Genomic DNA, 24537 nt, shown 5'->3' with positions numbered 1-24537 from the left:
AGGCGCCATTAAATGCTATGTTGCATTTAATGGCGTTGCACATCTGAGTACTTAAAACTGATAGCTAAAAGAGAGGCCAACTTGTCGTGGTGGCGCTAAATAATACTCCGACACACCAAATGCACTGGTAAAATCATTTGCCCCAATAACGTGATACTCGTCAGTTAAGTTTGTAGCAAAAGCACTGGCGGTAAGCTGTTGGGTGATTGGGTACTGCAAATAAAGGTTGAGTAATGAAAGCGATTTTTGCTTGGCATGTTCATTATTAAATACATCATTATATACTTCACTACGATATGCCCAACTCAGGCGTGTGGTAAGTTTTTTTCCCTTAGTGATATGCCAATCTTTTTTAATACTTAATGCGCCAGTCCAGCGTGGTGTCTTAATCAGTTCACTGTCAGTGGTTACTTCTGTGGCGGTGCCTACATCGGTAAACTCAGCGTCGGTGTATGACAAGCTTGCACTGATGTGAGTGGTGTTTGTTATCAGCGCTTCAACTTCTAATTCGACGCCGTTTGTTCGTGTATTACCCACATTGTCGATGAATATCTCCACACCTGAATCTTCATTTGATTCACCACCGCGCAATTGCATGTCTTTGTGTTTAAGCAAAAACGCGGTGCCGTTAACGCGCAACTTGTTGTTTAGCCACTGAGAGCGCATACCAACTTCGTAAGAAGTTAAATACTCAGGTTCAAATGGTCGCGCAGAAATCGGTGTGTTGGCTACGCCATTAAAGCCACCAGATTTAAATCCTCTTGATGCATTAAAAAATACCATAGCTTCAGGTGAAAAGTTGTATTGCAGGCTTATCAAAGGAGAAAATACGCGCCAGCTTTTCTCAATTGCTCCCTCAGGGCTTTGATCAGTTCGGTTGATTGCGATAACGTCGGCAACATTTAAGCGAGTCACAACTTGTTGTTTTTTATCTTCCCATGTTAAGCGTCCACCTAAGGTTACTGTTAATTTTTCAGTAAGTTGATAATTAGTATGGGCAAACAATGCCATGCTTTGATTGTCTACCTCGTTGTTAAAGGTATTGTCTAAATCAAGTCCAACATTAAAAGGGTTACCTGGGCCTCCGATACTAGTGGGGTTAGCTAAAGGTGAGCCATCAAGTGGACCTTGCAGTGTTTCAAGGCCCAAATAGAGATCTTCTAAAAATACAAAGCGAAAGTCATAGTCGATGTGTTCATCAATAGCGTAAAACCCTAATAACCACTTGAAGCGTTCAGTTTGCTGGCTGGATAAGTTGAACTCAATGGTACGTTGGCGCTGCGTTTGTTCATCATGGGTAAAGCCAATGTTGACAGGGTTATTGTCAAAGTCTCTACCATATAGCGCATCCAAAGATCGATAGCTCAAGATGGTTTTAAGGTGCATGGTATCGCTTAACCCCCACTCAATGGTGCTGCGAAAGCCTATTTGATCGAGTCTGTTTTCATTTTCTGTTGTTGCTGCACTTAAAAATGGGTCGTCAAATATTTGCAAAGGCTCAATAGCACTCACAGCGGGAGACTCATTGGCAATGGTATTAAACAGCGTGATTAAGCTGGCATCATCATTTTTCTTTGCCAGTACCGATGGCGATGTGCCATTGTTTTGTAGTTGCCTATCAATGCTAAATTCAACACTCAATGCGTCATCATGTTGATATTTTAGTTTTGTTAGTAGGCTAAATTCATCTTGCCCTCCCTCTAAATCACCATTTAAGCGCCTTACAAATCCATCTTCAGTATATTTGGCGATAGCAACTCTAGTAGCCCATTGCTCGTTTAAAGGCATGTTTACTAACAGTGAGGTATCTAATCGGTTATATTCACCGCTGGTGATATTGAAACGAATATCCTGCTTATCACTCACTTTATTGGTCAGGACATTGACAGCCCCACCAATCGAGTTTTTGCCATAGAGCGTACCTTGCGGGCCTCGCAAAACTTCGATTCTATCGATATCTAAAAAGTTGATAATAGAACCCGCGGCGCGTGCGTGATATACGCCATCAATATACAAACCAACACTGGGGTCGGTGGTCGGTATGGGGTCTACTTGGCCAACGCCGCGAATGGTGATGCCCGCACAGTGTGTGCAACCGGAGTTTTCTCCAACGGTGGTGATATCTATATTTGGAATAAAATAAGCAGCATCGACTAAGTTATCAAGCGCTCTTTGCTTTAAAAACTCGCCAGACATAACAGACACTGATATCGGGGTCGTTTGCAAGTTTTCTTCAACTTTTCTAGCTTCGACAGTGACATTGAGCAACTCGGTCAAATCGAGAGCAAAAAGGTCAACGTCACTACTTGCATACGCAACAGAAAATTGTGCGGATATCGCACAGCTCAAGATCAGGTTTACAGTTAAGCTTAACCGCATTACTACACCCCTATTTTGTTGCTTTACTTGATAAGTATAGCGTCAATTTTATAGAGGTGATGAGTTACGAATGATGACTTTTTTGAAATTGACTTGGCGTTTGTCCCGTACCCGCTTTGAATGCTTTATAAAAAGAAGAGCGTGCGTTAAAGCCAACAGACATTGCAATATCTAACACATTTCCTTGGCCGGATAGCAGCTTTACTTTTGCAGCTTCTACTCGAGCATTATTGATACATTCAAAAAAGGACGTTTGCATTATCTGGCTGAGCGTTTGAGAGACATATTGACTGGGCTCATTGAGGTGTTTTGCCAATTTAAATAAGGTCAGGCTTGAGTCGAGATAAATCTGATCATGCTCAATAGCACACTGAACTTTATCTGCGATTTGTTGTGCTTTTTCTTGTGTGAGTGCTGAGCGTTGGTAGCGTGTGGTATCGTTTTCTGATGACTCGCTCGTAATGAGTGTCTGTTTTTGCTGATAAAGGCTATTGAATCCCGGTTGTTGTTTTAAACCGTAATAACTTAACCCCCAAATTGTGATTAAACACAGAGCTTGTCCCCAATGTGCCGAAAACATAAGGTTGTCACTGCTATCAAATACCACCGCCAAAGCAGCCCATATCCAGTTTATAAGCATGGTTATGGTTAGATAAATCAGCCATTTATATTTTTTGTTGGTTAAATCACAAAATACATCTTTGAGTTGTTGGTGATAGCGTCGTGTTAAATTGCTGAGTTTGACAAGGTAAGCAATGGTTTGAATAAACCAAACGGCGATGGTCACCATAATAGCGATACTGATGAATGTAGAGTGCGCAGTTGCGGTAATCGTTTCATTGCTGAAGAACATTTTGTTAAGCAATGCGCTGGGTGTTAGCAATAGCGTAAAGGTTAATATGAGGCTGGCAATTGCTGGCAGGTAGTGTTTGAGAGCGGCCACAGTGAGCTGCCATGGCTCGCTGGCTACTAATCCATTGGTATACAGCCAAAGGCTTGGTGCCAACATTAAAAAACAAGGTGGCAAAATGGCAATATAAGTGATCACAGCGTTGTTAAAGGCAAAAAATACAATGCCTGATGCACTGATTATGGTTAGCCCTAGCAGCAGTAATAGTAATGGTAAGTAAAACGGTTGCTGCTTGATTTTGTCAAAGAATAAGTGCATTGCAAAGCTGCCTACGCCTAGCGATAAGCTCGAAAAAAGTATCTCTAATACATTTTGCTGATTAATTGTCATTTTTTATACCATTGATAAATGGGCTTTTATTTTTTGTTTTTCAAGTTTTTTGTCTTCGCTATGTGGCTTGGACGTTTTTAATATAATGTTAGCTTACCATGATGCCAATTTGAATTTTCAACTGTTTAGGAGCTATTAAGATGCAGTCGACTGTTTTGTATGTTCATATTTTGTTTGGCGCGATTGCTGTTATCGCAGGCTATGTTGCGTTATTCACTAAAAAAGGAAAGGCGCGGCATATCCAATTTGGCAACTGGTTTGTAGTTACGATGATTTTGATGGCCATATCGGGCGTTGTGATTGCTTATTTAATGCCGATGATCATTACGGTATTCGCTGGTTTGTATACCATGTACTTAGTGCTTACAGGTGTTGGGGTGTTCAAGTTGGCTGATAAACGGCGCAGCTATTATAACATCGCTATGATGATAACTTCGTTGTTGATAGGTTTGTCTAGTTTAGTATGTGCCTATTGGGCAGCTCAGTCAGAAACTGGCCTTTACCAAAGGGTTTCAATCGAGCCATATATTATGTTTGGGGTTTTGCCTCTGATCAGTGCAATACTTGATATACGCTATATGCGTGTGCAAACACTCACTTCTAAAATGCGCATTTCACGTCATGTTTGGCGTATGTGTTTTGCCATGTTTATCGCCGTTGGGTCGTTTGTTGGTCAAGGGTTGAAAAGTGCCCCTGAAGCCGTCGCAAACTTTGTGCTGGTTGAGTATGCTGACGCGATTATTCTACTGATCATGCTTTATTGGCTTATTAAAGTAAGTGGGGTTGTCACGCAGTTAAAGAGCAGGCTTACGCGCAGTGCGTAAGGGGTTTGGTTAATGTACTTGGCTCAATTGTTCAAAGCGGCCATCTTGTTTCATATTGAATAGGGTATGAGCTAGCCGCTTTGCAAGATTTGGGTGTAATTGTTTATTAATATAGGTGTGTAGTTTTATCTCAACCAGCGGTGGCGTGTGAACTTTTATATCAGCAAATGTAATGGGAGATATGCTGAGTAAACGCTCAGCAGTTGCACTGCTGGTTATAGTGAGATCAGCGCGAGCCATGCTGATCAGCTCAATAGCTTGATGAAAATCATCGACTAAAATTACCCCCTTAAAGCGAGCTTGGTTTTTATCTAAAAATGCCGTACCCCGCTCATAAGCGATAGTATAATTTTTCATACTTGCCCAGCCATCTATGCTTAGGTGGCTCTTGCCAACCACAGATTGGTCAACGACCGCAATAGCTTGTTCAACTTGCTCTAAGTTTTTCAGTGAACTCAAGTCTAAATCGCTGATACGAAATAACTCACCGTCAACTTTCCCTGTATTTGCCCAGCTTAAACTGCGTTTATTTGGCAGTGTTACAACGTGCAAGGCATAACCTAGCTCTGCGAAAGCGACCTTGAGCACTTGAGTAGCTTGTTGATATAAGGGCGTTCTTGGGTCGTTAGTAGTAGATAAAGTAATCGGCGTTAGCGAAGCGTTTTGAGCAGATGCAAACGACATACTTAAAAGCAACAGTGATAACCAAGCCCATAGCGAGTAATACAATCGTTTCAATGTGGATAATGCAGTGATAACAGAGATAGCTTTAAGTATAGATGGCATATGCTCGTTGCTATTAGTTTGGGTTAAATATTCTTACCGAGACGCAGTATGAGCTGTAAATAAAAGATAGGAACTGTGGCGCTGGACCATAGTTGGTTTGCAAATATGCAGAACCAGTGTGCATTGTTGGTTATTCATAAGTGACTCGCAACCTCCTTATACTGTTGCCCAATTAATCAATCATTTAGGTTGCTTATCCCGAGTTGAGGTTAATTTAGATTCTCTGGATTATTTGAAACCGCAGCGCAACAGTCATACTGTTTGAGTTAACTTCATCAGCAATGAGTCGGTTTGTTTATATCGTGTTTGAGCTGCCTAAATGCGCACAATACTATAGAAAAGGATATAAATGAGATTTGAAATGTTAGTGGCGCTTCAAGTGAGCGACCAAGCACAATACAGCCGCTATAGAGCGGCAATGGCACCTATTTTAAATGATAAAGGCGGTTTTTTTAGCGCTGATTTTGAGGTTTCACAGGTATTATCTGCGCAAATTGACCAACAGATCAATCGCGTCTTTACGATTAACTTTGAAAATGAACAAGTGGCTGATGAGTTTTTTAATGATGCTAGATATCTAAATGCTAAGTCGCAATTTTTTGAATCTTCAGTGTCGAACACCCTTATTTTGAGACGTTATTACGTCGAGTAGTCATTATTTGCTAGGCTCATCAGAGTGTACTCTTTTGGGCCTAATCGCCACCTTTTTAGTGCATTTTACGTGAACTTGTCCATTAGCAATAATGTTTACAATAAACTCATGCTCAGCCTTATTTGATTGCGCTAAGCTTTGCTTTATTTTCAGTAGCTCGTGGTTGGTGATCACAAACTGTGCGTTAGCATGTGTTTTTAGCCCTTTTAAGAAGTGAATAGTTGCTTGACTATCAACCACATACCATTGATTGCCTAGCAGCTTGTGTAGCATCACCCCAAAAATGGGGTCAACTGCAGCGTATATGCTGCCACCCCAGGTTAGTCCCAGATGATTTTTAGTGCGCCAAGTGTTTTTAATTGAAACATGTACCTCTTGAAAGTTAGCAGCAACAAACGTCACCTTGCCCCCACTTCGTCGATAGGCAGGAAATAAATTGGCACCCCAACGCCATAGGCGCGATTCAAAAGATTCATTAGTTGTGGTCATGTTATTGCTCTATTTTTTATACATTGGCTCCAAACTATCTGCTTAGAATAAACGAGTTCTGTCTATGTTCGGCGGTGCGATCACGATAAACAGAGCACAGATGTTGAACAAAATCTTAAATAAGCCTGCGTTTAAATCAATTTTTAGTGTATCAACAAACATGCTTTGAGGTGTGTGCATTATTGCAGATGCCATCTGCGTCAATTGGTAAATGGCAAAATTTTAATTTGCGATACACTTTTGCGCAGCAGATGAGGAGCACTGTATGAAAGCGGTATATCAAAGTACTTTTGGTGGTAATGAAGTGATACAAATAGGGCAATGTCAACGGCCTAAATTAAAGGCTTCAGAGGTGCTAATTGAAAATCGAGCGGCAAGTATCAATCCAAGAGATTGGCTGATCCGCGATGGTAAATATCAATTACCGTGGAGTGTACCGCGTTTACCCTTTATTCTGGGGAGTGACTTTGCCGGCGTGGTGGTAGCAAAGGGGGAGCATGTTAGGCGGTTTCAGGTGGGGGACCGAGTATATGGTATGAAAGACCCTTCACACGGGTTGGGTGCATTTGCAGAGTTTGTTGCTGTAAAGGAGCAATACATAGCAAAAATGCCCGACACTATTACGTTTGAACAAGGGGCTGCAACGCCATTGTGTGCGCTTACAGCATGGCAATCGTTATCAGAGCTTGCGAGAGTGAGACCCAATGAGAAGGTATTGGTTATTGGGGGCAGTGGCGGGTTAGGGAGTTTTGCAATACAAATCGCTGTGGCATTTGGGGCACACGTTACTGCTGTATGTAGCAAGAAAAATGAGGCAATATGTCAAAGTCTAGGGGCAAAACAAACGATAGCTTATGATGAGGGGGCACTTGAGGAGTGTTCGCAAACCTTTGATGTGGTACTTAACACCGTGGCCATCTACTCGGTTTCAACCCTTAAACGATTTTTAGCGCGCAAGGGCCGGTTTGTGAATGCGATCCCTGAGGCTAAAACATTTTTATATAGTGCGGTTTCATATCTAGGTGCCAAGCTAGGAATATCCAAGCGCAGATACTTTTGTGTGATTGTCTCGGCATCTTCAAGGCGGTTAAATCATATTACTACGCTGATCGAGCAAGCCAAATTGGTCCCTAAAATTGATAGAGTTTACCCTTTAACGCAGATACGTGAAGCGCTGTCGCGTAGCAGAAGTTTTCGGGCTGTGGGAAAAATAGTGTTAACAATTGACCCAGCTACAGAGCAAATATAACCCAGGCAAGTGAGAGACAATGTCGATGTATAATTGGGATGACGTGAGATTTTTTTTAGAAGTAGCGCGATGCGGCAGTGTTAGCCTTGCAGCGACAAAACTGAACGTTAACCATACGACTGTTGCAAGACGTATCCAAGCATTTGAAAAAGAGCAAGGAGTCACTTTATTTGAGCGCTCAAACACCGGTTATCAGATCAGCTCGGCTGGCAATGATATCATCGAAATAGCGAAAGAATTGGAGCAAAAAAACCAGCAAATAGCGCGTTTGCTGCAAGGGCGAGATCAACAGTTAAGTGGTGAAATAACCATTACCTTGCCTCATGATTTATATGAAATGTGTCTGGCTAAGCCATTGGCAAAGTTTCAACGTGATTACCCAAATATCATATTGAATTTTATCGTTTCAAAAGGGGTTAAAAACCTCGCAGCGAGAGAAGCTGATATAGCGGTAAGGTTTACGCCTGCGCCACCTGAATATTTGATTGGTCGTGAAGTTGCCAAATTAAACAATGGGATTTATCGCGGTGAAGTTGAAACGTGTGGTTACACGCCGATTGTATGTTGGTCTAACGAGGTAACACCACCTATTTGGGCAACAGAGCATCTTCATAATCCAAGAATCGTTGCCAGGTTTGATGATTTATATGGAATGTATAAAGCGGTTGAAGCAAATGTGGGGTATGCGCGTTTGCCTCACTATGTGGTACGCAGTCACCCCCATACGCATGTGCAGAAGTTAGATGCTCAGCTGCCAGAGTCAAAGTGGGGGATTTGGGTGCTCAGCCATGCAGATTTGCGAGATACTGCGCGAGTGAAGGTATGCAAAGATTACCTTTATAAAGTACTTATGAAAACAAAGGCAACCTTTGATGGTCAAATCAGTGAGAAGTAAAAAACAGCCTGCATTATGAACTTTGCACTGCATTCTAACACCACCAAATAGAGATTGAAGGTTCTTTCTTATGTCTTTTTAAAGTGGATGTCCCATGAGTTTTCTTGCCATGTAAATGACTAATTGTTTTTATCGCTTCATCATGCGTGAGTACGGTAGGCAATGCTTTTTCTACTTGGCTAGAAGCGTAATTTAAACCTTTAATTTCTTATAGCGATATAAAAATATGATGGCGCATAGCGCAAGGTTTTGCGTTGCAGCACTTACCAGCCTGTTGCAAGCTAAATGATTAAGAAAGCGCTCAATCTCAACATTACCCATTCCTTCTGGGTGGCGCTTATCGTTAAACAAAATAAACCGTTTTATCCAATGCAGATAAGCTTTTTCAGTTTTCAAACTATAGCGACGAGTTCTAAGCTCAATGCGTACCGATTCCAAAAAAGGTGACTTGTTCATAGTAAATCCATTTACTGTGGTTTTATACAGGTATAATTTAAGGCATTAAATTTTGCAACTAGAGACCCCGTTAATTTTTGTTTCGATTTTACGACCGAAGACTCGAAAGGTGGCCTATCTAATTGATTCTAATTAGATTTGAACTTTAAGATAAATTGACTCATTCTCGTTTAAGTAGATTCTCGTTTTGTTCTAGAGTGGTTGTTGGTTTTTTGAGGACAAAATAGAGTTTAACATGCTAATATTCGGCGTAATTAAATTTGTTATTTGGTGTGATGTAGTGATAGTGGGTAAGACATTAACGCGAATTCACGCTAATACACTGTTATATTTCAAGGGTACTTAAGAGTAAATAATGAATATTGAGCTACTAAATACAAGCATTGATAGCTTTATTAAGTTCTTAAATCAAAACTTCAGCTTAGTTTCGAGAGCATACGAGTTGCATAAACTAGAAACGGAACAAAGTGGAGAGTTTCTAGTTCCTTTTACTGATTTCTTTGATGATTGGGCTCAAGCAAACTGGGAGTTATTAGTTGAGCGCACCGTATGCTCTTCTCAAGAGTCACTAACAATTTACGGGAATGGTAGTGATTATGAGGCAGCTGAATATAGTCGAGTATTCTTCCATAAAGCAACTGCTACTCACGAAGTTATCTGTACTGCCGAAAATGCAATAGATTGGATTACTGGTGAAATTGTTGATCTGTCAAAGTTTGAATTTGACTCTTTCGTTTCAGTTTCTAACGACTGGTTTGAAGTTGTAGCTCCGTTCGACCATATACTTATGTCAGAGAAAGTGGCTGCTGGTGCTGGGTATCAACAAATAGTGATACCTCGAAATCAAGTAAAATTCATCGCTCAAGCAATTGAAATATAACAAGTGCCTAAACCAAAGGACGCAAAACAGCAGGCTGCGCTCCTTCGTCGCTAATTTTAGCCTGCTATTTTACGCCGGTTAGGCAAGCGTTAGGGCACCAAAACTGAGAGAAATAGAGTAAATGGAAAATATCGGATCTATAGCAATTACTGCTTTTATCACTCTTTTGGTAACGGTGTTAGCAGGAGTCTTACTGGAGTACTTCAAACGGGTAAGACCAAAGCTCAAATATTCCATCAAGGAATCTATCCCTATCGACTTAGATGACAAGAAAATAGGCGCAAATATCATTGAGATCTCAAATCCGTCTGCAAAAACTGTTAAAGACATTGTAGTAAAACTTAGAGCAAGAGGCTCTGAGATTAAAAACGGTGGAGTAAAAACAGTTACAGGGATGGATTATGAGGTGATAGAGAGTGAAGATACTTTGGAAATTAAGATACCCTTCTTAAAATTCAAGGACTACTTGTCAATCACCTTAATCTTGGAGGGGAAATACTCAATTCCCAATAAACCAGAAATAACTGTTCGCTCCCCTGATAACTTCAAATTAATCGAAGAAGGAGAGAAGGCAGATAAAGGCTACTTTTCAATCGCAAGCGGAATAGTTACACCAGCAATAATGGCAGCTGTAACGGTTTCCTTAGCACTAACTACAAACGTTTTAAGTTCAAGAAGCGAGCAAGGTGTTAATCTGGCAATAGCTGCTGCGGTTGTAGGCTTACCTGAGATTGCTCAATATTATGTAAGCAATGATAAAATCTACTATTACAATCAAGGCCCTTTTATTTACTCAATGGCCAAGTCTGAGGTAGATAAAACTAAAATACCCAAATACGGAGACTTTCTGGAGAAAACCTTGAAGGTAGCACCGCGAATTAACTCGAATAGCGAGGCAGCATTGCAGTTCTTTATCGCTAAAATTCGATCTCTAGAAAAGAATGATTCTCTAGCCAATGATTGGTTCATTAAATCTGAGAAAACCGATAAAGCCGAATACAATCAATTGGTTGAATATTTCAAATCAGAAAGCCCTAACAATTAACTGCACCGGACAAAATACTCGCTACACTCGTATTTTTCCGGTGAGTAAGGCGTTATATGTTTTCAATCATCAAAGAAGGATTTAAATATGAGTAAATCAACCGCAGATTTGGTACGCATTGCAGCCGCAGGTGGCGGAATGACGTTATCATCGGGTAAATCAACCGCAGATCTTGTTAGAATTTGTGCTGCAGCTTCAGGCAAAGGGGCTCAAATTACAATAGTTGGAGCTAACTCTAAATCAACCGCAGATTTAGTTAGGATCGCCGCTGCTGGTCAGGGCTGTGTTACGTTTGATTTATCAGCATAGTTAACAACATATAACAAGGCGCTTAAACGGAAAAATTACAGTTGGCTGCTGCTCGTGCCTCGCGCATTTTAGCCAACAGTATTTTTCCGCTTAGCTTGGCGTTATGTTTTTCTGAGGATTGGTAGTTGAATTTAGTTGGTTCGAAAACAGAAAAGGATATTGAAGCAGAGTTAGTAGCATTAACTTCAAGTACATTTACTAATTCGAAAGCGTATTACTTGCGACAACTGCTTTCTGAGTTAGGCATCAACCCTCAGGAAGTTATAGTTCTAAGAGGATTTCCTGATGAGACCAGCGAAGTATACCTGCTATTAATAGAGAACCGACTAATCGGGCAAGTTGAGATCGACTCAGATGATTTGGAAAACCCAACTATCGAAACTTTTACTCTTCCCGAATACAAACAGGGGCTGAGTAAAATTCAGCAAATTAGGTTGGCTGTAGCAAAAATGTTATTGAGCTCAAAAACATAACAAGCGCATTATGAGCGGAACCAAAAAGCTTGGCTTGGTTCGTACCTCACCAATTATAGTCAAGCATTTTGTTCCGCATATGCGGGCGTTATATGCCAAGGAGGCTCAGTTGCCAACTCATCATTTAGTACCAAAATGTGGTTGGAAGGACTACTCAAAGAATGTCAGTGTTTCAGAGTTTATTTTTGACGAGCTGATTCCATTGGTTAACTCGGGAAAAATGGACTATGAAAATTTTATCGTAGGTTCAGGAGAGTTTTCGAATGACAGTGGTTACTGTTCAATGGAATTCGTTGTACCTCTATATGATGAGGACATCGAAGAATTATCAAAGTTGCAAATTAGCTACGACTCTAAAACTGACAATATATTTGCTTTGTTGGATACTAAGTTAAGAAGCAAATTTGAGTTGATAGAAACGCTGTAATGGCATATAACAAGCTAATAAACAAGGACAAAAAAACAGTTTGCTGTTTTCGTTCCTCAACATTTTAGCAAACAATTTTTTGCCCATTATTAGGGCGTTAACTGGACTCGTGACAATTGAGTGTATATTTTGAACCAACAATAAACACAAGTATTGACCATTTCTTAAGCCTAATCCCTTTTTTTGTATTACTGTTTTTGGTCCTTAAGTTTCCAGTTGTATCTCAAGTAGCCGCTGATATAACAAAAATAAAAAGAGTAAGCTTGGTTAGAGGTTTTGTGGGTATATGTCTGTTGGCTACTATTAGTGAAATATTTAATTACTCTGATAAAGTTGAAGTAAGTAATATCATTGAAAGTAAAGAGTTTAAGCAAGTTCAAGGTTGTATTAGCAACTATGAAAAACAAACACCTAAACATGGCACCTTAATTGAGTCATTCAGTATTGATGATGTTGAATTTACTTTTAGCAATTATGATGTCGGCCCTTATTTTCATGGAAAGTTACATAAAGATAATTTCATAAAAAACGGCCAGTGTGTTTCAATCGATTATGTACTAGATGGACGAAAGAATAAGATTCTTAAAATAGTCCAGTTAACAAAGCCTTAAAGTTGGATTCGTAACAGTTGGCTCGATTCCGCTTCGCTTCACATTTTAGCCAACTGCCACTCACCGCTTAAGGCGGCGTTGGTATGACTCCCACTGTCAAGTTAAACACACTGAGCCTTGCCTAACTATAAGCCATAATTTCTTAACTCGAATTAGAGAGAGTTAACGCATAGGATGAAGCAAGTAATTTCGTCGGTTTTCATGCTGGTATTCGTTGGTTATTACTATTTCTAGTAACAGAGCAGACCTTACTTAGCTCGACGTGGCACCTATCTTCAGTCTATGTTCGTGGTTCAATGTCGCGGTAACAACATTGCCATCCTAACGCCGTCGGTGGTTGTGCCACACCCGATGCTTGACCCAATGCATTAACTCTAATTCGTTCATATTAAGCAGGTACTCTTGATAATCGTAATTTATGATTTATCGGTGAGAGTACAATCTGTTTAGCGATTGCCCAGATATAAGCAATCATTTCACGGGCAATGGCGGTGACAACCAAGTTGTAATGCTTGCCTTTATTAATGAGCTTTTTATAACGTTTACACAGTCTTAATTGTGCTTTCCATGCGATATCAACAATCTGTTTTGGTAAACCTTCTTGTCGTTTTTGTAACTCGGTCGATATGTTGGCTGCATGACGGTAACTATGAGCACCTTCGACCAATAAGCGCCTTGCGCGACCATTGCCACATCTAGTAATTGCGCCAATGTGCCTTTTACCACCGCTCGAGTGCTCACTTGGTACAAGGCCAAGGTAACTCATCAATTTACGCGGATGGTCGAAACGGGTTAAATCGCCAAGCTCAGCCACAACGCCAGCGGCCACGAGTAAGCGAACGCCGCGCATAGCCTGAATGGCTTTAACAACAGGGTAGTATCGCCATTGACAAACATGGTGAGAGAGTTCATTGTCGAGTCGCTCTAATCGTGCAGTTCGCTCGTTTATAGTTTGAATAAACTCTTGTAAAACGATTTGTTGTGCGGGGTGTGGCAACACCAGTTCAGTGAGCCAACGTAAGTGTTTAAGAGACCAGTTTGCAGTGCCTGCGTAGTTAATATTGTTGCGAAGAAGCAGTGCTTTTAGCTGGTACTTCGCATCTTTTAAGTCTTTCATCGCGACTTCTCGAGCACGAGATAAATCACGAATAGCTTCATCTTCTGGCTCAGGCACATAAATAGGAGTTAAGTCTTCAGACTTAAGTAATTTAGCCAGTTTAAGTGCGTCACGCTTGTCAGTTTTTACACGCTCGCCAGGTTTTTTAGGAATAAGCGAAGGTGCAACAACGTAACAACAATGCCCAAGAGAAGTGATTAAGCGATAAATCCAGTAACCACAAGGGCCAGCTTCATAAACGAAATGCAGAGTTGCGTTTGGGTATTTAGATTCAAATTGCCTGATAAGCTTTTTAATAGCGACTTTAGCAGAAGAAATGCGACCGAAATGAATGGGTTGTGCGCCGCGGTTATCTTCGATGTAGGCAACTTCAATGAACTCTTTATGAGTATCTAAGCCAATGAAAAGTATGTTATGTTTAGTCATGCTAGCCTCTGCTATTTAGTTATTTGACAAACTAATTATGGCTCTGGCTTTAAGCTAACCCACGAAAATGCGGAGGCTAGCACCGTGTGGGAGTCATTATGTCTAGGTGCTCCGGTGAAAGAGAGGTTAAATTGAAGCGTAGTGTTCAGTTTAAAATATATTTGGTTTTGTTAATCTTATGCATCATAGGCTACCAATTCCAACATACAGCCGTTGATGACTTCTTTGTTAACCCGTTTTATATCGGTAGCATGGTTCTTGGTGTTCTATTAGTAATTAAAGCTTTAAGTTATACCTGCCAAAAGTGTCATAGAAATCAAGTAATGCAAGGTTTTTACAAATATCGCTTACCATCTTCAAATTGTTATAACTGTGGTCACGATATTGATCAAAATCGCACCTAACAAGGCCGTTAAACCAAGGACACAAAACAGCAGGCTTGTGCTCCTTCGTCGCTAATTTTAGCCTGCTGTTTTGTGCCGTTTACGGCAAGCGTTATAAAGCACGGATGGTCAGGCTACTATATCTAACATTTTTGGCACTTAGCTGTGTTGCATTCGTAGGAGCAATACTTATTGCAGCAGGCTTACTTGGCTCAATAGACGAAAACTCTGGAAATGCAGGAGCGTTTTCAGCTTTTGGTGCTGGTTTTGCATTGTTAATAGGCATACATCTGCTAGCCTTTTTAGGCTTTATTGTCCACTCCCCCGTTAGTGAGACACCTGTAAACTAGAGTTTTCCAACTTTGCTCGGTAAGCTGCGGGTGGCAGATCACCAAGACTTTCATGTGTTCGTTCTTCGTTATAATCCAATCGCCAGAACCACACCATTTCTTTTACCTGATTGATACTTTCAAACAAGTAAGCATCTAAAAATTCTCGTCTAAATGAGCCATTAAACCGCTCAACAAACCCGTTTTGCTGTGGCTTCCCTGGCTGGATATAAACTAATTTGATGTTATGCGCTTCGCACCAATCAGTTAAACGTGCTGAGATTAATTCAGGCCCGTTATCTACTCGAATTTGTTTCGGTAAACCGCGCTCTGCTTTGAGTTGTTCAAGCGTTCGAACAACTCGTTCCGCTGGTAATGAGGTATCTACTTCAACAGCTAAGCACTCACGAGTGCCTTCATCAACAATATTGAGCGTCCTGAATCGTTTTCCGCAGTATAAAGAATCATGCATAAAATCTAAGGCCCATTGATGATTAGCTTGAGCGACAACATCTAATGGCTGTGCAACTCGTTTTGGCAACACGCGTTTCACTCTGCGCTTTAAGTTCAAACCCATTTGGCAATACACCCGATAAACGCGCTTATGGTTAAACGGATAACCTTTAAAACGAAGACGCCCATAGCATTTCCAGAACCCTGCTCTGGGAGACTTTTTTAATCCTGCATTGATGGCATCAATGACAGCTGCGTCAGCCTTTCGCCAGTCTCGTTCTGGGCGGTAGTAGGTAGCGCGACCAATACCGACAAACTTGCACGCTTTTAAAATACTTATACCCGCTTGAACCAGTATGCTGGCGCAACTTCGCTTCTGCGCTGTCACCAACCCTTTTTTGCGAATAACTCCTTTATCGCATGGTTTTCTAGGCTGACGTCGGCGTACATCTTTTTGAGCTTGGCATTTTCTTCTTCAAGCTCTTTCAAGCGCTTAACATCTGACGCTTCCATCCCGCCATATTTGGCTTTCCAGTTGTAATACGTTGCACTGCTGATCCCATGCTTGCGGCACACTTCTTCAACCTTCATACCTGCATCGGTTTCTTTGAGCACAGCTATGATCTGAGATTCTGTAAAACGTGACTTTTTCATCGTTGTCTCCTGTTTGTGATATTACAGAAAACTCTAATTAAACATGTCTCATGTTAAGGGAAGTGGACAGTTCTTTCTTATGCCTTTTTAAAGTGGATGTCCCATGAGTCATGTTGATAATATCTAGTGACAAAGTCAGTTGTTTTATCATTGATAGCTTGTTGAAGGTTCTTTCTTATGTCTTTTTAAAGTGGATGTCCCATGAGTCAATGCATTTTTAAAGTGGATGTCCCATGAGTCAGCAATGCAGATGTCCCATGAGTCAATGCATGGTTCGCTTCGTCTTGTTAAATTTGAATTGTCATTTTGCAGGTACTACTTATCTACCGTGTCGAAATGAGCTGCGTCGATGTATTCGAATTTTTCATAGGAGTTGCTCGTCTTATATTCACTATAAAAATACCATGTCGGAAGGCGCCTTCGGCTTTTCCAACCTACCTTTTATGTAGGTCGGCATAAGGCGCGCAGCGCCGCCATCCGACAAAAACAACTGACTTACCGCGTTATACCACTCGGGAGTCAAACTGCCGACAACACCCCCATTAACTAGCAGGGGGGCGCTTTGCAGGCCAGCTGTATACATACTCTTCTACTTGGTTGCCACATGGGGTATGCCAATAGCCAGAGGCAATATTTTGACCGCCTTTAAACTGGTAGAACGCGATTGCTTTGGGGTTGCAGGCTAAAACTTCTAAGTAAATATTGTGCTGCGGGTAGTGTTGGTGTGCCCAATTAAATGCTGCGGTTAGTAGCTTGGAGCCAACGCCTTGCCCTTTTGCCGCTGATTTTACGTGTAAGTTATCGATGATGGTGCCGTAGGTGTCATGGTGTGCGCCAAATACGCAAATAAAACCACAAAACTCTCCTTCAATTTCAGCCACTAATACCAGTTGATTGGCTAAAGGTGCGCTCAGTCGGCCTTGCCAAAGAGCGGCTCGTTCTACAAACACTTGGTTGGCTAAATACTCACTTGATAGCGCGTCTTGGTAATTTTCTTGCCAACTCACTGCATGCAATTGCGATATATTTGGTAGGTCGTCTAAAGAGGCGGCTCTGATGATCATGTGATAGGTACTCTAAGCTGGTTAATCTGCTTATACATTTAGCCAATCAAAAGCGGGTTGGCTAATATTTGCGATAAGCGAGTTTTGCGCAAAGAGACAATAGGCTGGGAAAGTTTTAACTACTTTGCAAGGCTTCGTTTGGAGAAGTGCCCACCAAGGAGTGGCCACTCCGTGGTGGGCCTTTGTTTGTTAGCTATTTTTTACAGCGGCAACGACCGATACTTCAACAAGTAATTCGGGGCGTGCCATAGCTGCTTGCACGCAAGCGCGGGCAGGGGCATGACCTTCTGGCACCCACGCATCCCAAACTTCGTTCATTTGCGCAAAGTATTGCATGTCGCTGATATACACTGTGGCGCTAAGCAAATGGTATTTATCACTATTTGCCTGAGCGAGTAGGTCATCTACCTTTGCAAGCATGGTTTGAGTTTGCTCGGTGATCCCTTGTGTAGCATCGCTGCATACCTGTCCGCATAGGTATACGGTATTGTTGTGAGTGACGATTCGGCTCATGCGTTGATTGGTGTGTTGGCGTGTAATAGTCATAAAATTATCCTCAAAAAGCGTGTTGCAGCGCTAGGTTATAAAGCGGATTGTTATAAAAATATGCTCTGCATGATAGCCTAGGCTGGTCATGCAGAGAATGGATAACCTAGTTTTTAAGGTGCTAAGTTATAACTACTTGGTTGCGGCTATTTAATATCTACTTCTATGGTTGCACCTTGATTACTGCCATCACCTAGTACACTGATAAAGTACCAACCCGGTTGTAGGCCGTCTAAACGAAGGTATTCGTTATTTGCGTTTTGTTGTGAAGTAAACTCATAAAAGTGTCGGGAAGGCCAAAATTGACCCGTGAATACATCACCGTTGCCAATGCCGTGCTGGGTCCGGATCTCAATTTGGCTATTAGGTTCACTGACTTTGATATAAAAGTGTGCTTCTGCAGAGCCTATACATACGGGCTGTTCATCAAACAGTTGGCCGTAATGAACACTCGGCGCATTTAAACATTGGTTTGCGATTGGCTTAGGTTGCTCTGAGCCCTCGTGCTGGGCACTATCAACGCTAGTTGCTATCATCATACCTTCAAACGGATGTGTATCTATCACGCTTAAATAATGGACGCCTTTATTAACCGTAACACGCAGTACTTGCTCATTTTTAACCGTTTTTGAACTTACTTGTGCATTGATGGGGTCTGCCCAATGCGACTTGTTATAAAATAGCCGAGTTGTAGCTTGTGCATCACGCGTGCTGAAATACAAGGTGGTATTATCTTTATCTACTTTTACTTTGAAATACTGTGCTTTACCACTAATGCATTCACCTTGGTCAAGTTTGAGCTTATCGCCTGAGCTGACGGTATCTCCATCTTGACAGTTCGTTGGCAAATACAGTGGTACGTCTAAATCTGTAACAGCTCTAAGTTGCAATCCATCTGGATCACCTTCTTCAGGCTGTGGTAGCCACGCCTGCAAACAAGCGGCATCTTTTACACATGGGTCGGTGAGTGCTTTCATAAAGTTAACTATATCGGCTAACTCTTGCTCGGTGAGCTCCAATGGCACTAGTACTGGTGCACCGTCTGCAATTTCATCATCTACTATTTTGGCTGCCGCTTCAGTGTTAATTTCTGCATCGATGAATAACGCTTGGCAATCAGCTGCGTGTTTAAACTGAGCTTGTTCACACCAGCGTTTGTTATCAAAATAATCACGCAAGGTTGCTCGATAGTCATTGTAATGCTCCATGACTTGCTCAAGCGTATCGTAATTACCTGCATGACCATATGGTGCGGTCACTTCAATATTGAGTAGCGTACCTGAGCGGAAACTAAACATATCTGCTTCGCTGTTGTTACGGTGCATGCGCCCAAGGTCATTGGTTTTGGTGATGCCAGCCCCAGTACCAGGACCAATTTGTGGAAATGCCAATCTATGATAGTTAGATACCTTCGTTTGCGTAAAACTATCTGTATTGTGGCAACCAATACATTGTGTGGGGATAAAGTCAGGCGGGGATCCACCATCAGACGGCGGTGGCGGTAAGTATAGGTATAAATATGCCCCCCGCTTTTGCGATTCAGTCATTGCCGACTTATCCCCTTTAATATACTTAAACCAAGGGTTATTAGTGAAGTTCATCGATTTTTGATACGCCGCAATGGCTTTCATGATGTTGCTATAAGTGACCACTTCTTGTGAGTTTTGGTTGTTGCCATAAACTTGTTCGAACAGTGCTCGCCAGTTATTTTTAAATAACTCACCTTGTGCGCTGCCATAGTTACCAATACGTGCGGCAAGATGTGCTCTAACAGCTTCGTTCGGTTGGTTAACCATAAAGTCAAAACCACGCATCTCACCTGGTGTGATCACAGGAAAGCGTGATTGTGCTGCAAGTAGACTTGACCCTGCCTGTGGGTCGGCTTCACCGTAAGGCACATCAGGTGTGCTGATCCCTTTTTCTGGCGCTAACCAATCTAAAAACTCAACTCTAGCATCGCGAAATAAGCTGCGCTTCTCTGTCCAAGCGTTAAAAATAGTAGGAGAGTTACGAGGCACATAAAGCTGCCCAGTAATGGTCTCTCTTCCTGGGCCAATAACATTGGCATCTTTTGCGAGCGTACCAACAGGCAAAGCCAGCGCATCACCACCGCCTAAATACGGGTGATGACAGCTGGCACATGCCACATCTTTATTACCACTGAGTGCTTTAGAAAAAAACAGCAGTTTGCCGAGTTTTACTTCTGGGTCATCCACAGCGGGAATATTCACCCCCGTGGTGAGATCGCCGGTGAGTTCATGTTGTGCGATGAGTTGGGCGAGTTTGTCGTCCAAACTATCAAGGTTACGGTTTTTGGAAGAGGCTTCAATGGCAACCGCATGGTGTGTTAATACGCATAGGCTGGCAAGCAAAGCAATCCTTCTGGTTATTTTTATCATGTTAGTTTCCTTTGAGATGGAGTGGTCCTCACAGATTAAGTTACATTGTTAATTTTTTGTTTGCAAATAATGGGATTAATAAATTGCCAGTCTTATTTTAAGTTGTTGTTTTTAATTTTGTTTTGTGTTCTTTTGGTTGTCATTATATTCTGGTTAATGCAATGGTTAGTTTTTAAGTTAATTTTGGGTTAATTTTATTGGCGGGTGCTAGAAGTATCTGAGTTTGTATTGTTCTGTTGACAAGTAACTCAGGCTGATCAAAAAATGCTCTATTATTAATTTGTTTATATTTTGATGGCTTTCAAAAGTAGCCGCTTGTAAAAGGATATTTTGTATGTACCAGACATATTGCCAAGGCTTTGTATTTTTAATCATCTTAGTGCTCAGTTCATGTAAAACTATTGACGAAGGGGAGGTTGATTACGTACGCACAGTCAGCGGCCTTGCTACTGTTTCGTTACATGAAGGCGCGTGTAGTGAAAAGCTATACCAGCAATCTTTACATACTCGTGATGGGTTTTCGCGCAATTGTTATGAATCTCTACATCGCAAGTACACCGATGTTCCAATGATTAGGAAGGGAGAATCGATTTCGGTGCATTTAATGCAAGCGTTTATTCAAGATGCAACTGAATCTAAGTCAACCATGGAGACCATACGTGGCGTCGCAACCAATGCTGAAGTAGCGGTTATTGCAAACGTCTGTGAGCAAGGTATTAAAGGGTGTGGCTTGGAATTTGGACCAAGTTCCGATGCTAAGGGTAGGGTGGTCTATTTTTCTAATGGCGTAAAGGCTAAACAATATTTGAATTTTTCTTATCTACCCGTGTATGGACCGATTGAGTATCAAGGCGGGCCATTGATTATCCAACTTGCGATTATAGAGTTGGATAACATGACCGAAGAGCAAAAAGCCTTACTGACGAAGCTTGCGGAAATAGGTAAGCAGAAATTTGCGCCCGCGAGTAATGTATTGTCGGTATTGGATGGCTTAGGCTCAAGCTTACTCAGTGGCGGCGGCGATGATGTGATATTTAGGTATACTTTTACAATGATGCCTGATGGAGCAGATAAGGGCTATGCATTTCCAACAATATCGGCAGGCAATTTTGCTTTTGTAAAGAAAAAAACCATAGAGCTTGAGCAGGAGAAGCAAATATGGGATGAGCTCAAGTTTGATAGTTTAACTGGGAGACTTGTGAAAAAGTGCTCCAACAAAGATGCCAATTTAGCCCAATACCGTGATGTAGAGAAAAAGAAAGCTACGGAAACTATAGATTACAGCCCATGCACTCGTTCAAGTGATGGCAAGACACATGGCTATAAAGACTATCGTGACAATACGTATATGACACTGCAAGTTCAATCAGGTTTTTCTCCTCGTACATTAGATAAGTCTCAAACTTTAAATGAACTGCTTAATGAACTTTCGGGTAGCCTACCTAAAAACGCAGAACAACTACAAAAAGATATTGAAAAGCTTACAGAGTCCTATTATCAAGCCACCACGCTTGATAACCTCAAAGCGCCACTGTCATCCATGGCGCTTTACTCAGCTAAAAATAAACAGAGTTTACTAGACCAATTCGAGATCTCAGCCCATATTTTTGAGAATTCTCTGGCTCAGGTTATTAGCGATAAATCGTGTGATGCTGAGAAAGATCCTTGCCCTTATATGTTAACAAATGAACAAATATTAAATGTTATTTCTCATGCTCGTTTGTTACTGACAAAGCTTGGATACAAAGGTAGTTTGGACGCCGTTTTACCCCTAGATTTTAAGTTAGAAGCTTATACAAACAAAACGGTTGGCAATACTATCGCCTCGACGTTAATTAGTGCCTATAAAAAGCATGAACAAACTCGGCACTATCAAACATTAAGTACTATTTTGAGAGATATTCATCACACTGTGGCGAAGTTGATACAATTAGCCCAAAGTGAAAAGCCGGAGCTAGACAGCACTTCAGTGGTAAACGCTGGGGTTAAATTGCTCGCCTTTTTGGAGGCATTACTGGACGAGCAACAAAAGGTCAAACTAACGCAATGTAGTATAAAACCTGATCAAAAAGTGTGTCAGCACCTGCTGACTCAAACTCAGCTAAAAGCGATTAACTTAGAGATGTTTCATTTTCTTGATACGCTCAAAGCGTCACCTCAGCAGTGCAACAGCAATGGGGTTAATCTTGCTCAGCAAAGACTGGCCGCGTTTATTGTGAGTAATTTCATTTCAATTACACAAGCGCAAGCAACAACGTCAACAAAAGCCCAGTTAGGACAGTTGATAAGAACACAGCTGAATGCCTTAACAGAGCAACAGTTAGGGGCTGATAAATCAACACTTGTTAACTTGATAACTTCAAATTTGAATACAATGTCAAAAGAGCAACTTCAAGCACTGAACAAAACAAGTTTAGTCCCTCTTTCAATTATTGATGCAGATAACATAGTTGTGTTTATGCATTGTTTACTAACGCCAAAAGAAAGCTAACAAGCAAATTAAGAGTCAGTGAAGACGTCACTGACTCTTGGAGCACATACTATTCAATAATCCACTTTGCTGACGTACGTTGTGGGTCGCCGTGACGATTTAAATAGATGTTGCTATCGTCAGCCCAAAAGTACTGTTGCCAATGGGTGTTTTTAATATTCCACACTCCCCCTTGATAAATCAGTCGATAAGCTGCTTGGCGTGGAGAGTTGACTAATTTGGCGTAGCCTGAAGAGCTGGCGCTATAGCTAAAAAATAACTCGGGCTGGTGCTTACTTCTTAGATAAAACGCACCGTCTTGGGTTGGCACCTTGATAAACTCAAGGGCTTCACCGTGTGCGGTAATTAACTTTGCGCCATCTTGCAAAGCACCATTAGACTTGACTGATTGCGCATTTAAAGCCGATTTAAACGTGATCGTTTGGCCTTTATCCGCTGGTTGCTTTGATGCTTGCCAGTCGCTAGGCGGTGTTTGCCAAGTTAGAGATTTCCAGCGCCAGTTATAGGGCATGCTCATATGAGGGTCATACAAGTCTTCATAACCTGGTTCGGCTTCTATGTTGTATAAACATTGTCTGCGCTGAGCTTCAAGTTCAGCAACTCGCTGCGTTTGGCTTGTGGTGCCAACATTAAGCTCCAACATACATTCGTTGAGTGTTTTACCCACACCGCTTTCATTTGGTGCCAGTACATAGGTGTGATCACGATGTTGTTGATTGTCATACCAGTTCAGCATGGCTTGTTCGTCAAAAGATAGCCAGTTATCAACTAAGCGTTGTGCTTCTGCTTTGGCAACCGCTTCACGTTCTTCACGATGAGTGGCCATGGTACGAATAAAGCCAGCCCATAAGTCTTTACTTGCTTCTAAGGCAACTAACGCAACTGGCTTCATGCTACTGACTTTGTAGCTATCCCATCCTGACTCTAAGCGTGTATGTGTTTTCCAAATCACATCACCGCTAGTGAAATTCAAAATGTCTTTGGTGTCATGGCTATGTTGCTCAGCCCCTTCTGAGCATAAGTATGCTTTTACTTGCCAAACTTTTTCATAGTTATCTGTAGGTAACCTGACAGTGTGCTCTGGGCTGAATGAATCTTGGAATAAGTGTACTGCACGGCCAAATAGAAAATAGTTGTGGTCGACTTCAGCAAGTGCTGAGTAGCCGCCACCATCCCACACTTTGATACGCTTGTTTTCAGCCATTGCAGCGTCAACAAAGTGATTAACGAACCTTTGTTGAGCTCGTCGTGCGGCATCTACACCACCTTGACCACCTATGTCATCATAACGACGCATAAAATGATCTTGCTGTAAGTCAGCCGGTTCTTGTGATACTGCACTAAAACAATTTGGGCCTGTTGGATCTGCACTGGCATTGGTTACGTTAAATCCTGCAATATCAACCCAACGTTCTCCAACTATCGCCGCATACACGTTATCAAAACGAGGCTGATAATTTTTATTGTTATTAGGGGTCGAGATAAATTCAGAAACCTCACTATAAGCGCCATTAAGATCGGTATTTTTTGCGAGGCCGCTTTGCCAAGTTAAACGAGGATCATTTGGATCTGGGGCGATAATATGCTCAGCATCGAGTAGTTCGAGCGCCGCTGTTCTAGTTAGCCACTCATGGCCCATTGGCATTGCGCCACTGCCGCCTAGCTGAGTAAATGCCAAGCTAGGCGCTGTTGATATTGCCAAAGTTAGGCAAAGAGATAGTTTTTTCATGTGTACTCCCGTGTGTTTTACTTCTTTTATCGATAAATACGTTCCGAGTATTTACTCGAGAGCGACACTAATATAAATCTCTTTTTATTACAAATTTTTTACTATTGGTTCTTTAATTAAACTTCGTTTACTTTATGTTGTTGTTTGTCCCTTGTTTTTTGGTGTCTAGGTCTTGTGGTTACATCAGAGGTAACTGAATATAACCTTGTTCGATTGGCGTTTGAGAGCGGC

The 24537-nt window shown here is 41.6% G+C and carries 23 protein-coding genes; 11 read left to right on the top strand and 12 right to left on the bottom strand.

All coding sequences use genetic code 11. The features are described from left to right. Nucleotides 1–51: 51 nt before the first annotated feature. Both GDK41_RS12830 and GDK41_RS12825 read right to left on the bottom strand, forming a co-directional pair. Nucleotides 52–2379, bottom strand: a complete 2328-nt coding sequence (locus GDK41_RS12830; protein ID WP_152086772.1) for a TonB-dependent receptor — start codon at nt 2377–2379, stop codon at nt 52–54. 64 nt (nt 2380–2443) lie between these two features. Further along, complete coding sequence (locus tag GDK41_RS12825) at nt 2444–3619, bottom strand: helix-turn-helix domain-containing protein (protein WP_152086771.1); 1176 nt, start codon at nt 3617–3619, stop codon at nt 2444–2446. Between the two features lie 140 nt (nt 3620–3759). Here GDK41_RS12825 and GDK41_RS12820 point away from each other — a divergent pair, with 140 nt between their 5' ends. Further along, a complete protein-coding gene (locus GDK41_RS12820) occupies nt 3760–4443 on the top strand; it encodes a hypothetical protein (protein WP_152086770.1) in 684 nt (227 codons plus the stop codon). 9 nt (nt 4444–4452) lie between these two features. Here the strand turns inward: GDK41_RS12820 and GDK41_RS12815 are convergent, their stop codons facing one another. Next, a complete protein-coding gene (locus GDK41_RS12815; protein WP_152086769.1) occupies nt 4453–5229 on the bottom strand; it encodes a substrate-binding periplasmic protein in 777 nt (258 codons plus the stop codon). A gap of 349 nt (nt 5230–5578) precedes the next feature. Here GDK41_RS12815 and GDK41_RS12810 point away from each other — a divergent pair, with 349 nt between their 5' ends. After that, nucleotides 5579–5881, top strand: coding sequence for a DUF1330 domain-containing protein (locus tag GDK41_RS12810; protein ID WP_152086768.1), 303 nt, complete (start codon nt 5579–5581; stop codon nt 5879–5881). 3 nt (nt 5882–5884) lie between these two features. On the opposite strand, the gene GDK41_RS12805 is transcribed toward GDK41_RS12810, so the two are convergent. Beyond that, nucleotides 5885–6370: a PaaI family thioesterase gene (locus GDK41_RS12805; protein WP_152086767.1), complete on the bottom strand. Its 486-nt coding sequence runs from the start codon at nt 6368–6370 to the stop codon at nt 5885–5887. 265 nt (nt 6371–6635) lie between these two features. On the opposite strand from GDK41_RS12805, the gene GDK41_RS12800 reads away from it, so the two are divergent. Beyond that, nucleotides 6636–7619, top strand: a complete 984-nt coding sequence (locus GDK41_RS12800; protein ID WP_152086766.1) for an NAD(P)-dependent alcohol dehydrogenase — start codon at nt 6636–6638, stop codon at nt 7617–7619. A 19-nt stretch (nt 7620–7638) separates the two neighbouring features. Beyond that, the gene (locus tag GDK41_RS12795) at nt 7639–8514 is read left to right on the top strand and encodes a LysR family transcriptional regulator (protein WP_152086765.1); all 876 of its coding nucleotides are present in this window, start codon (nt 7639–7641) and stop codon (nt 8512–8514) included. Between the two features lie 192 nt (nt 8515–8706). Here GDK41_RS12795 and GDK41_RS20375 read toward each other — a convergent pair whose 3' ends face one another. After that, nucleotides 8707–8970, bottom strand: coding sequence for a phage integrase N-terminal SAM-like domain-containing protein (locus GDK41_RS20375; protein ID WP_232056461.1), 264 nt, complete (start codon nt 8968–8970; stop codon nt 8707–8709). 355 nt (nt 8971–9325) lie between these two features. Between GDK41_RS20375 and GDK41_RS12785 the strand changes: the two genes are divergently transcribed. The 6 genes from GDK41_RS12785 to GDK41_RS12760 all read left to right on the top strand — a co-directional run bounded on the left by GDK41_RS12785 (nt 9326) and on the right by GDK41_RS12760 (nt 12715). After that, nucleotides 9326–9850, top strand: coding sequence for a hypothetical protein (locus GDK41_RS12785; protein WP_152086764.1), 525 nt, complete (start codon nt 9326–9328; stop codon nt 9848–9850). 121 nt (nt 9851–9971) lie between these two features. Next, complete coding sequence (locus tag GDK41_RS12780) at nt 9972–10895, top strand: hypothetical protein (RefSeq protein ID WP_152086763.1); 924 nt, start codon at nt 9972–9974, stop codon at nt 10893–10895. 87 nt (nt 10896–10982) lie between these two features. Further along, the gene (locus GDK41_RS12775) at nt 10983–11204 is read left to right on the top strand and encodes a hypothetical protein (RefSeq protein WP_152086762.1); all 222 of its coding nucleotides are present in this window, start codon (nt 10983–10985) and stop codon (nt 11202–11204) included. Nucleotides 11205–11329: 125 nt separating this feature from the next. After that, the gene (locus tag GDK41_RS12770) at nt 11330–11677 is read left to right on the top strand and encodes a hypothetical protein (protein WP_152086761.1); all 348 of its coding nucleotides are present in this window, start codon (nt 11330–11332) and stop codon (nt 11675–11677) included. 10 nt (nt 11678–11687) lie between these two features. Continuing rightward, nucleotides 11688–12104 carry a hypothetical protein gene (locus tag GDK41_RS12765; protein WP_152086760.1) on the top strand — a complete coding sequence of 139 codons (417 nt, stop codon included), beginning with the start codon at nt 11688–11690 and terminating at the stop codon, nt 12102–12104. 278 nt (nt 12105–12382) lie between these two features. After that, nucleotides 12383–12715 carry a hypothetical protein gene (locus GDK41_RS12760; protein ID WP_152086759.1) on the top strand — a complete coding sequence of 111 codons (333 nt, stop codon included), beginning with the start codon at nt 12383–12385 and terminating at the stop codon, nt 12713–12715. Nucleotides 12716–13103: 388 nt separating this feature from the next. Here GDK41_RS12760 and GDK41_RS12755 read toward each other — a convergent pair whose 3' ends face one another. The 6 genes from GDK41_RS12755 to GDK41_RS12730 form a co-directional block, all read right to left on the bottom strand. Further along, nucleotides 13104–14258, bottom strand: a complete 1155-nt coding sequence (locus GDK41_RS12755) for an IS110 family transposase (protein WP_152085814.1) — start codon at nt 14256–14258, stop codon at nt 13104–13106. Nucleotides 14259–14753: 495 nt separating this feature from the next. Next, complete coding sequence (locus tag GDK41_RS20245; protein ID WP_172971616.1) at nt 14754–14927, bottom strand: hypothetical protein; 174 nt, start codon at nt 14925–14927, stop codon at nt 14754–14756. 41 nt (nt 14928–14968) lie between these two features. Next, nucleotides 14969–16077 (bottom strand): IS3 family transposase gene (locus GDK41_RS12745; protein WP_152086758.1). Its coding sequence is split into 2 segments (ribosomal slippage): nt 14969–15831 and nt 15831–16077, totalling 1110 coding nucleotides; the frame shifts between segments, so codons are not numbered across the junction. A gap of 542 nt (nt 16078–16619) precedes the next feature. Next, the gene (locus tag GDK41_RS12740; RefSeq protein WP_152086757.1) at nt 16620–17141 is read right to left on the bottom strand and encodes a GNAT family N-acetyltransferase; all 522 of its coding nucleotides are present in this window, start codon (nt 17139–17141) and stop codon (nt 16620–16622) included. Nucleotides 17142–17330: 189 nt separating this feature from the next. Further along, nucleotides 17331–17687, bottom strand: coding sequence for a RidA family protein (locus tag GDK41_RS12735; RefSeq protein ID WP_152086756.1), 357 nt, complete (start codon nt 17685–17687; stop codon nt 17331–17333). A gap of 146 nt (nt 17688–17833) precedes the next feature. Continuing rightward, nucleotides 17834–20086 (bottom strand): cytochrome-c peroxidase, encoded by a 2253-nt coding sequence (locus GDK41_RS12730; RefSeq protein WP_152086755.1) that lies wholly within the window; start codon nt 20084–20086, stop codon nt 17834–17836. Between the two features lie 334 nt (nt 20087–20420). Between GDK41_RS12730 and GDK41_RS12725 the strand changes: the two genes are divergently transcribed. Next, complete coding sequence (locus GDK41_RS12725; RefSeq protein WP_152086754.1) at nt 20421–22577, top strand: hypothetical protein; 2157 nt, start codon at nt 20421–20423, stop codon at nt 22575–22577. Nucleotides 22578–22626: 49 nt separating this feature from the next. Here GDK41_RS12725 and GDK41_RS12720 read toward each other — a convergent pair whose 3' ends face one another. Then, nucleotides 22627–24306, bottom strand: coding sequence for a hemolysin D (locus tag GDK41_RS12720; protein ID WP_152086753.1), 1680 nt, complete (start codon nt 24304–24306; stop codon nt 22627–22629). Nucleotides 24307–24537: the final 231 nt, after the last annotated feature.

It is taken from the genome of Pseudoalteromonas sp. A25 (assembly GCF_009176705.1).
Taxonomy (GTDB): Bacteria; Pseudomonadota; Gammaproteobacteria; order Enterobacterales; family Alteromonadaceae; genus Pseudoalteromonas.
This window is presented reverse-complemented; position numbering and strand designations above follow the sequence as displayed.

Excerpts from the sequence above, each read along its gene's own strand:
- GDK41_RS12830 (WP_152086772.1), bottom strand. The coding sequence starts at position 2,379 with ATGCGGTTAAGCTTAACTGTAAACCTGATCTTGAGCTGTGCGATATCC.
- GDK41_RS12825 (WP_152086771.1), bottom strand. The coding sequence starts at position 3,619 with ATGACAATTAATCAGCAAAATGTATTAGAGATACTTTTTTCGAGCTTA.
- GDK41_RS12820 (WP_152086770.1), top strand. The coding sequence starts at position 3,760 with ATGCAGTCGACTGTTTTGTATGTTCATATTTTGTTTGGCGCGATTGCT.
- GDK41_RS12815 (WP_152086769.1), bottom strand. The coding sequence starts at position 5,229 with ATGCCATCTATACTTAAAGCTATCTCTGTTATCACTGCATTATCCACA.
- GDK41_RS12810 (WP_152086768.1), top strand. The coding sequence starts at position 5,579 with ATGAGATTTGAAATGTTAGTGGCGCTTCAAGTGAGCGACCAAGCACAA.
- GDK41_RS12805 (WP_152086767.1), bottom strand. The coding sequence starts at position 6,370 with ATGACCACAACTAATGAATCTTTTGAATCGCGCCTATGGCGTTGGGGT.
- GDK41_RS12800 (WP_152086766.1), top strand. The coding sequence starts at position 6,636 with ATGAAAGCGGTATATCAAAGTACTTTTGGTGGTAATGAAGTGATACAA.
- GDK41_RS12795 (WP_152086765.1), top strand. The coding sequence starts at position 7,639 with ATGTCGATGTATAATTGGGATGACGTGAGATTTTTTTTAGAAGTAGCG.
- GDK41_RS20375 (WP_232056461.1), bottom strand. The coding sequence starts at position 8,970 with ATGAACAAGTCACCTTTTTTGGAATCGGTACGCATTGAGCTTAGAACT.
- GDK41_RS12785 (WP_152086764.1), top strand. The coding sequence starts at position 9,326 with ATGAATATTGAGCTACTAAATACAAGCATTGATAGCTTTATTAAGTTC.
- GDK41_RS12780 (WP_152086763.1), top strand. The coding sequence starts at position 9,972 with ATGGAAAATATCGGATCTATAGCAATTACTGCTTTTATCACTCTTTTG.
- GDK41_RS12775 (WP_152086762.1), top strand. The coding sequence starts at position 10,983 with ATGAGTAAATCAACCGCAGATTTGGTACGCATTGCAGCCGCAGGTGGC.
- GDK41_RS12765 (WP_152086760.1), top strand. The coding sequence starts at position 11,688 with ATGAGCGGAACCAAAAAGCTTGGCTTGGTTCGTACCTCACCAATTATA.
- GDK41_RS12755 (WP_152085814.1), bottom strand. The coding sequence starts at position 14,258 with ATGACTAAACATAACATACTTTTCATTGGCTTAGATACTCATAAAGAG.
- GDK41_RS20245 (WP_172971616.1), bottom strand. The coding sequence starts at position 14,927 with ATGCCTATTAACAATGCAAAACCAGCACCAAAAGCTGAAAACGCTCCT.
- GDK41_RS12740 (WP_152086757.1), bottom strand. The coding sequence starts at position 17,141 with ATGATCATCAGAGCCGCCTCTTTAGACGACCTACCAAATATATCGCAA.
- GDK41_RS12735 (WP_152086756.1), bottom strand. The coding sequence starts at position 17,687 with ATGACTATTACACGCCAACACACCAATCAACGCATGAGCCGAATCGTC.
- GDK41_RS12730 (WP_152086755.1), bottom strand. The coding sequence starts at position 20,086 with ATGATAAAAATAACCAGAAGGATTGCTTTGCTTGCCAGCCTATGCGTA.
- GDK41_RS12725 (WP_152086754.1), top strand. The coding sequence starts at position 20,421 with ATGTACCAGACATATTGCCAAGGCTTTGTATTTTTAATCATCTTAGTG.
- GDK41_RS12720 (WP_152086753.1), bottom strand. The coding sequence starts at position 24,306 with ATGAAAAAACTATCTCTTTGCCTAACTTTGGCAATATCAACAGCGCCT.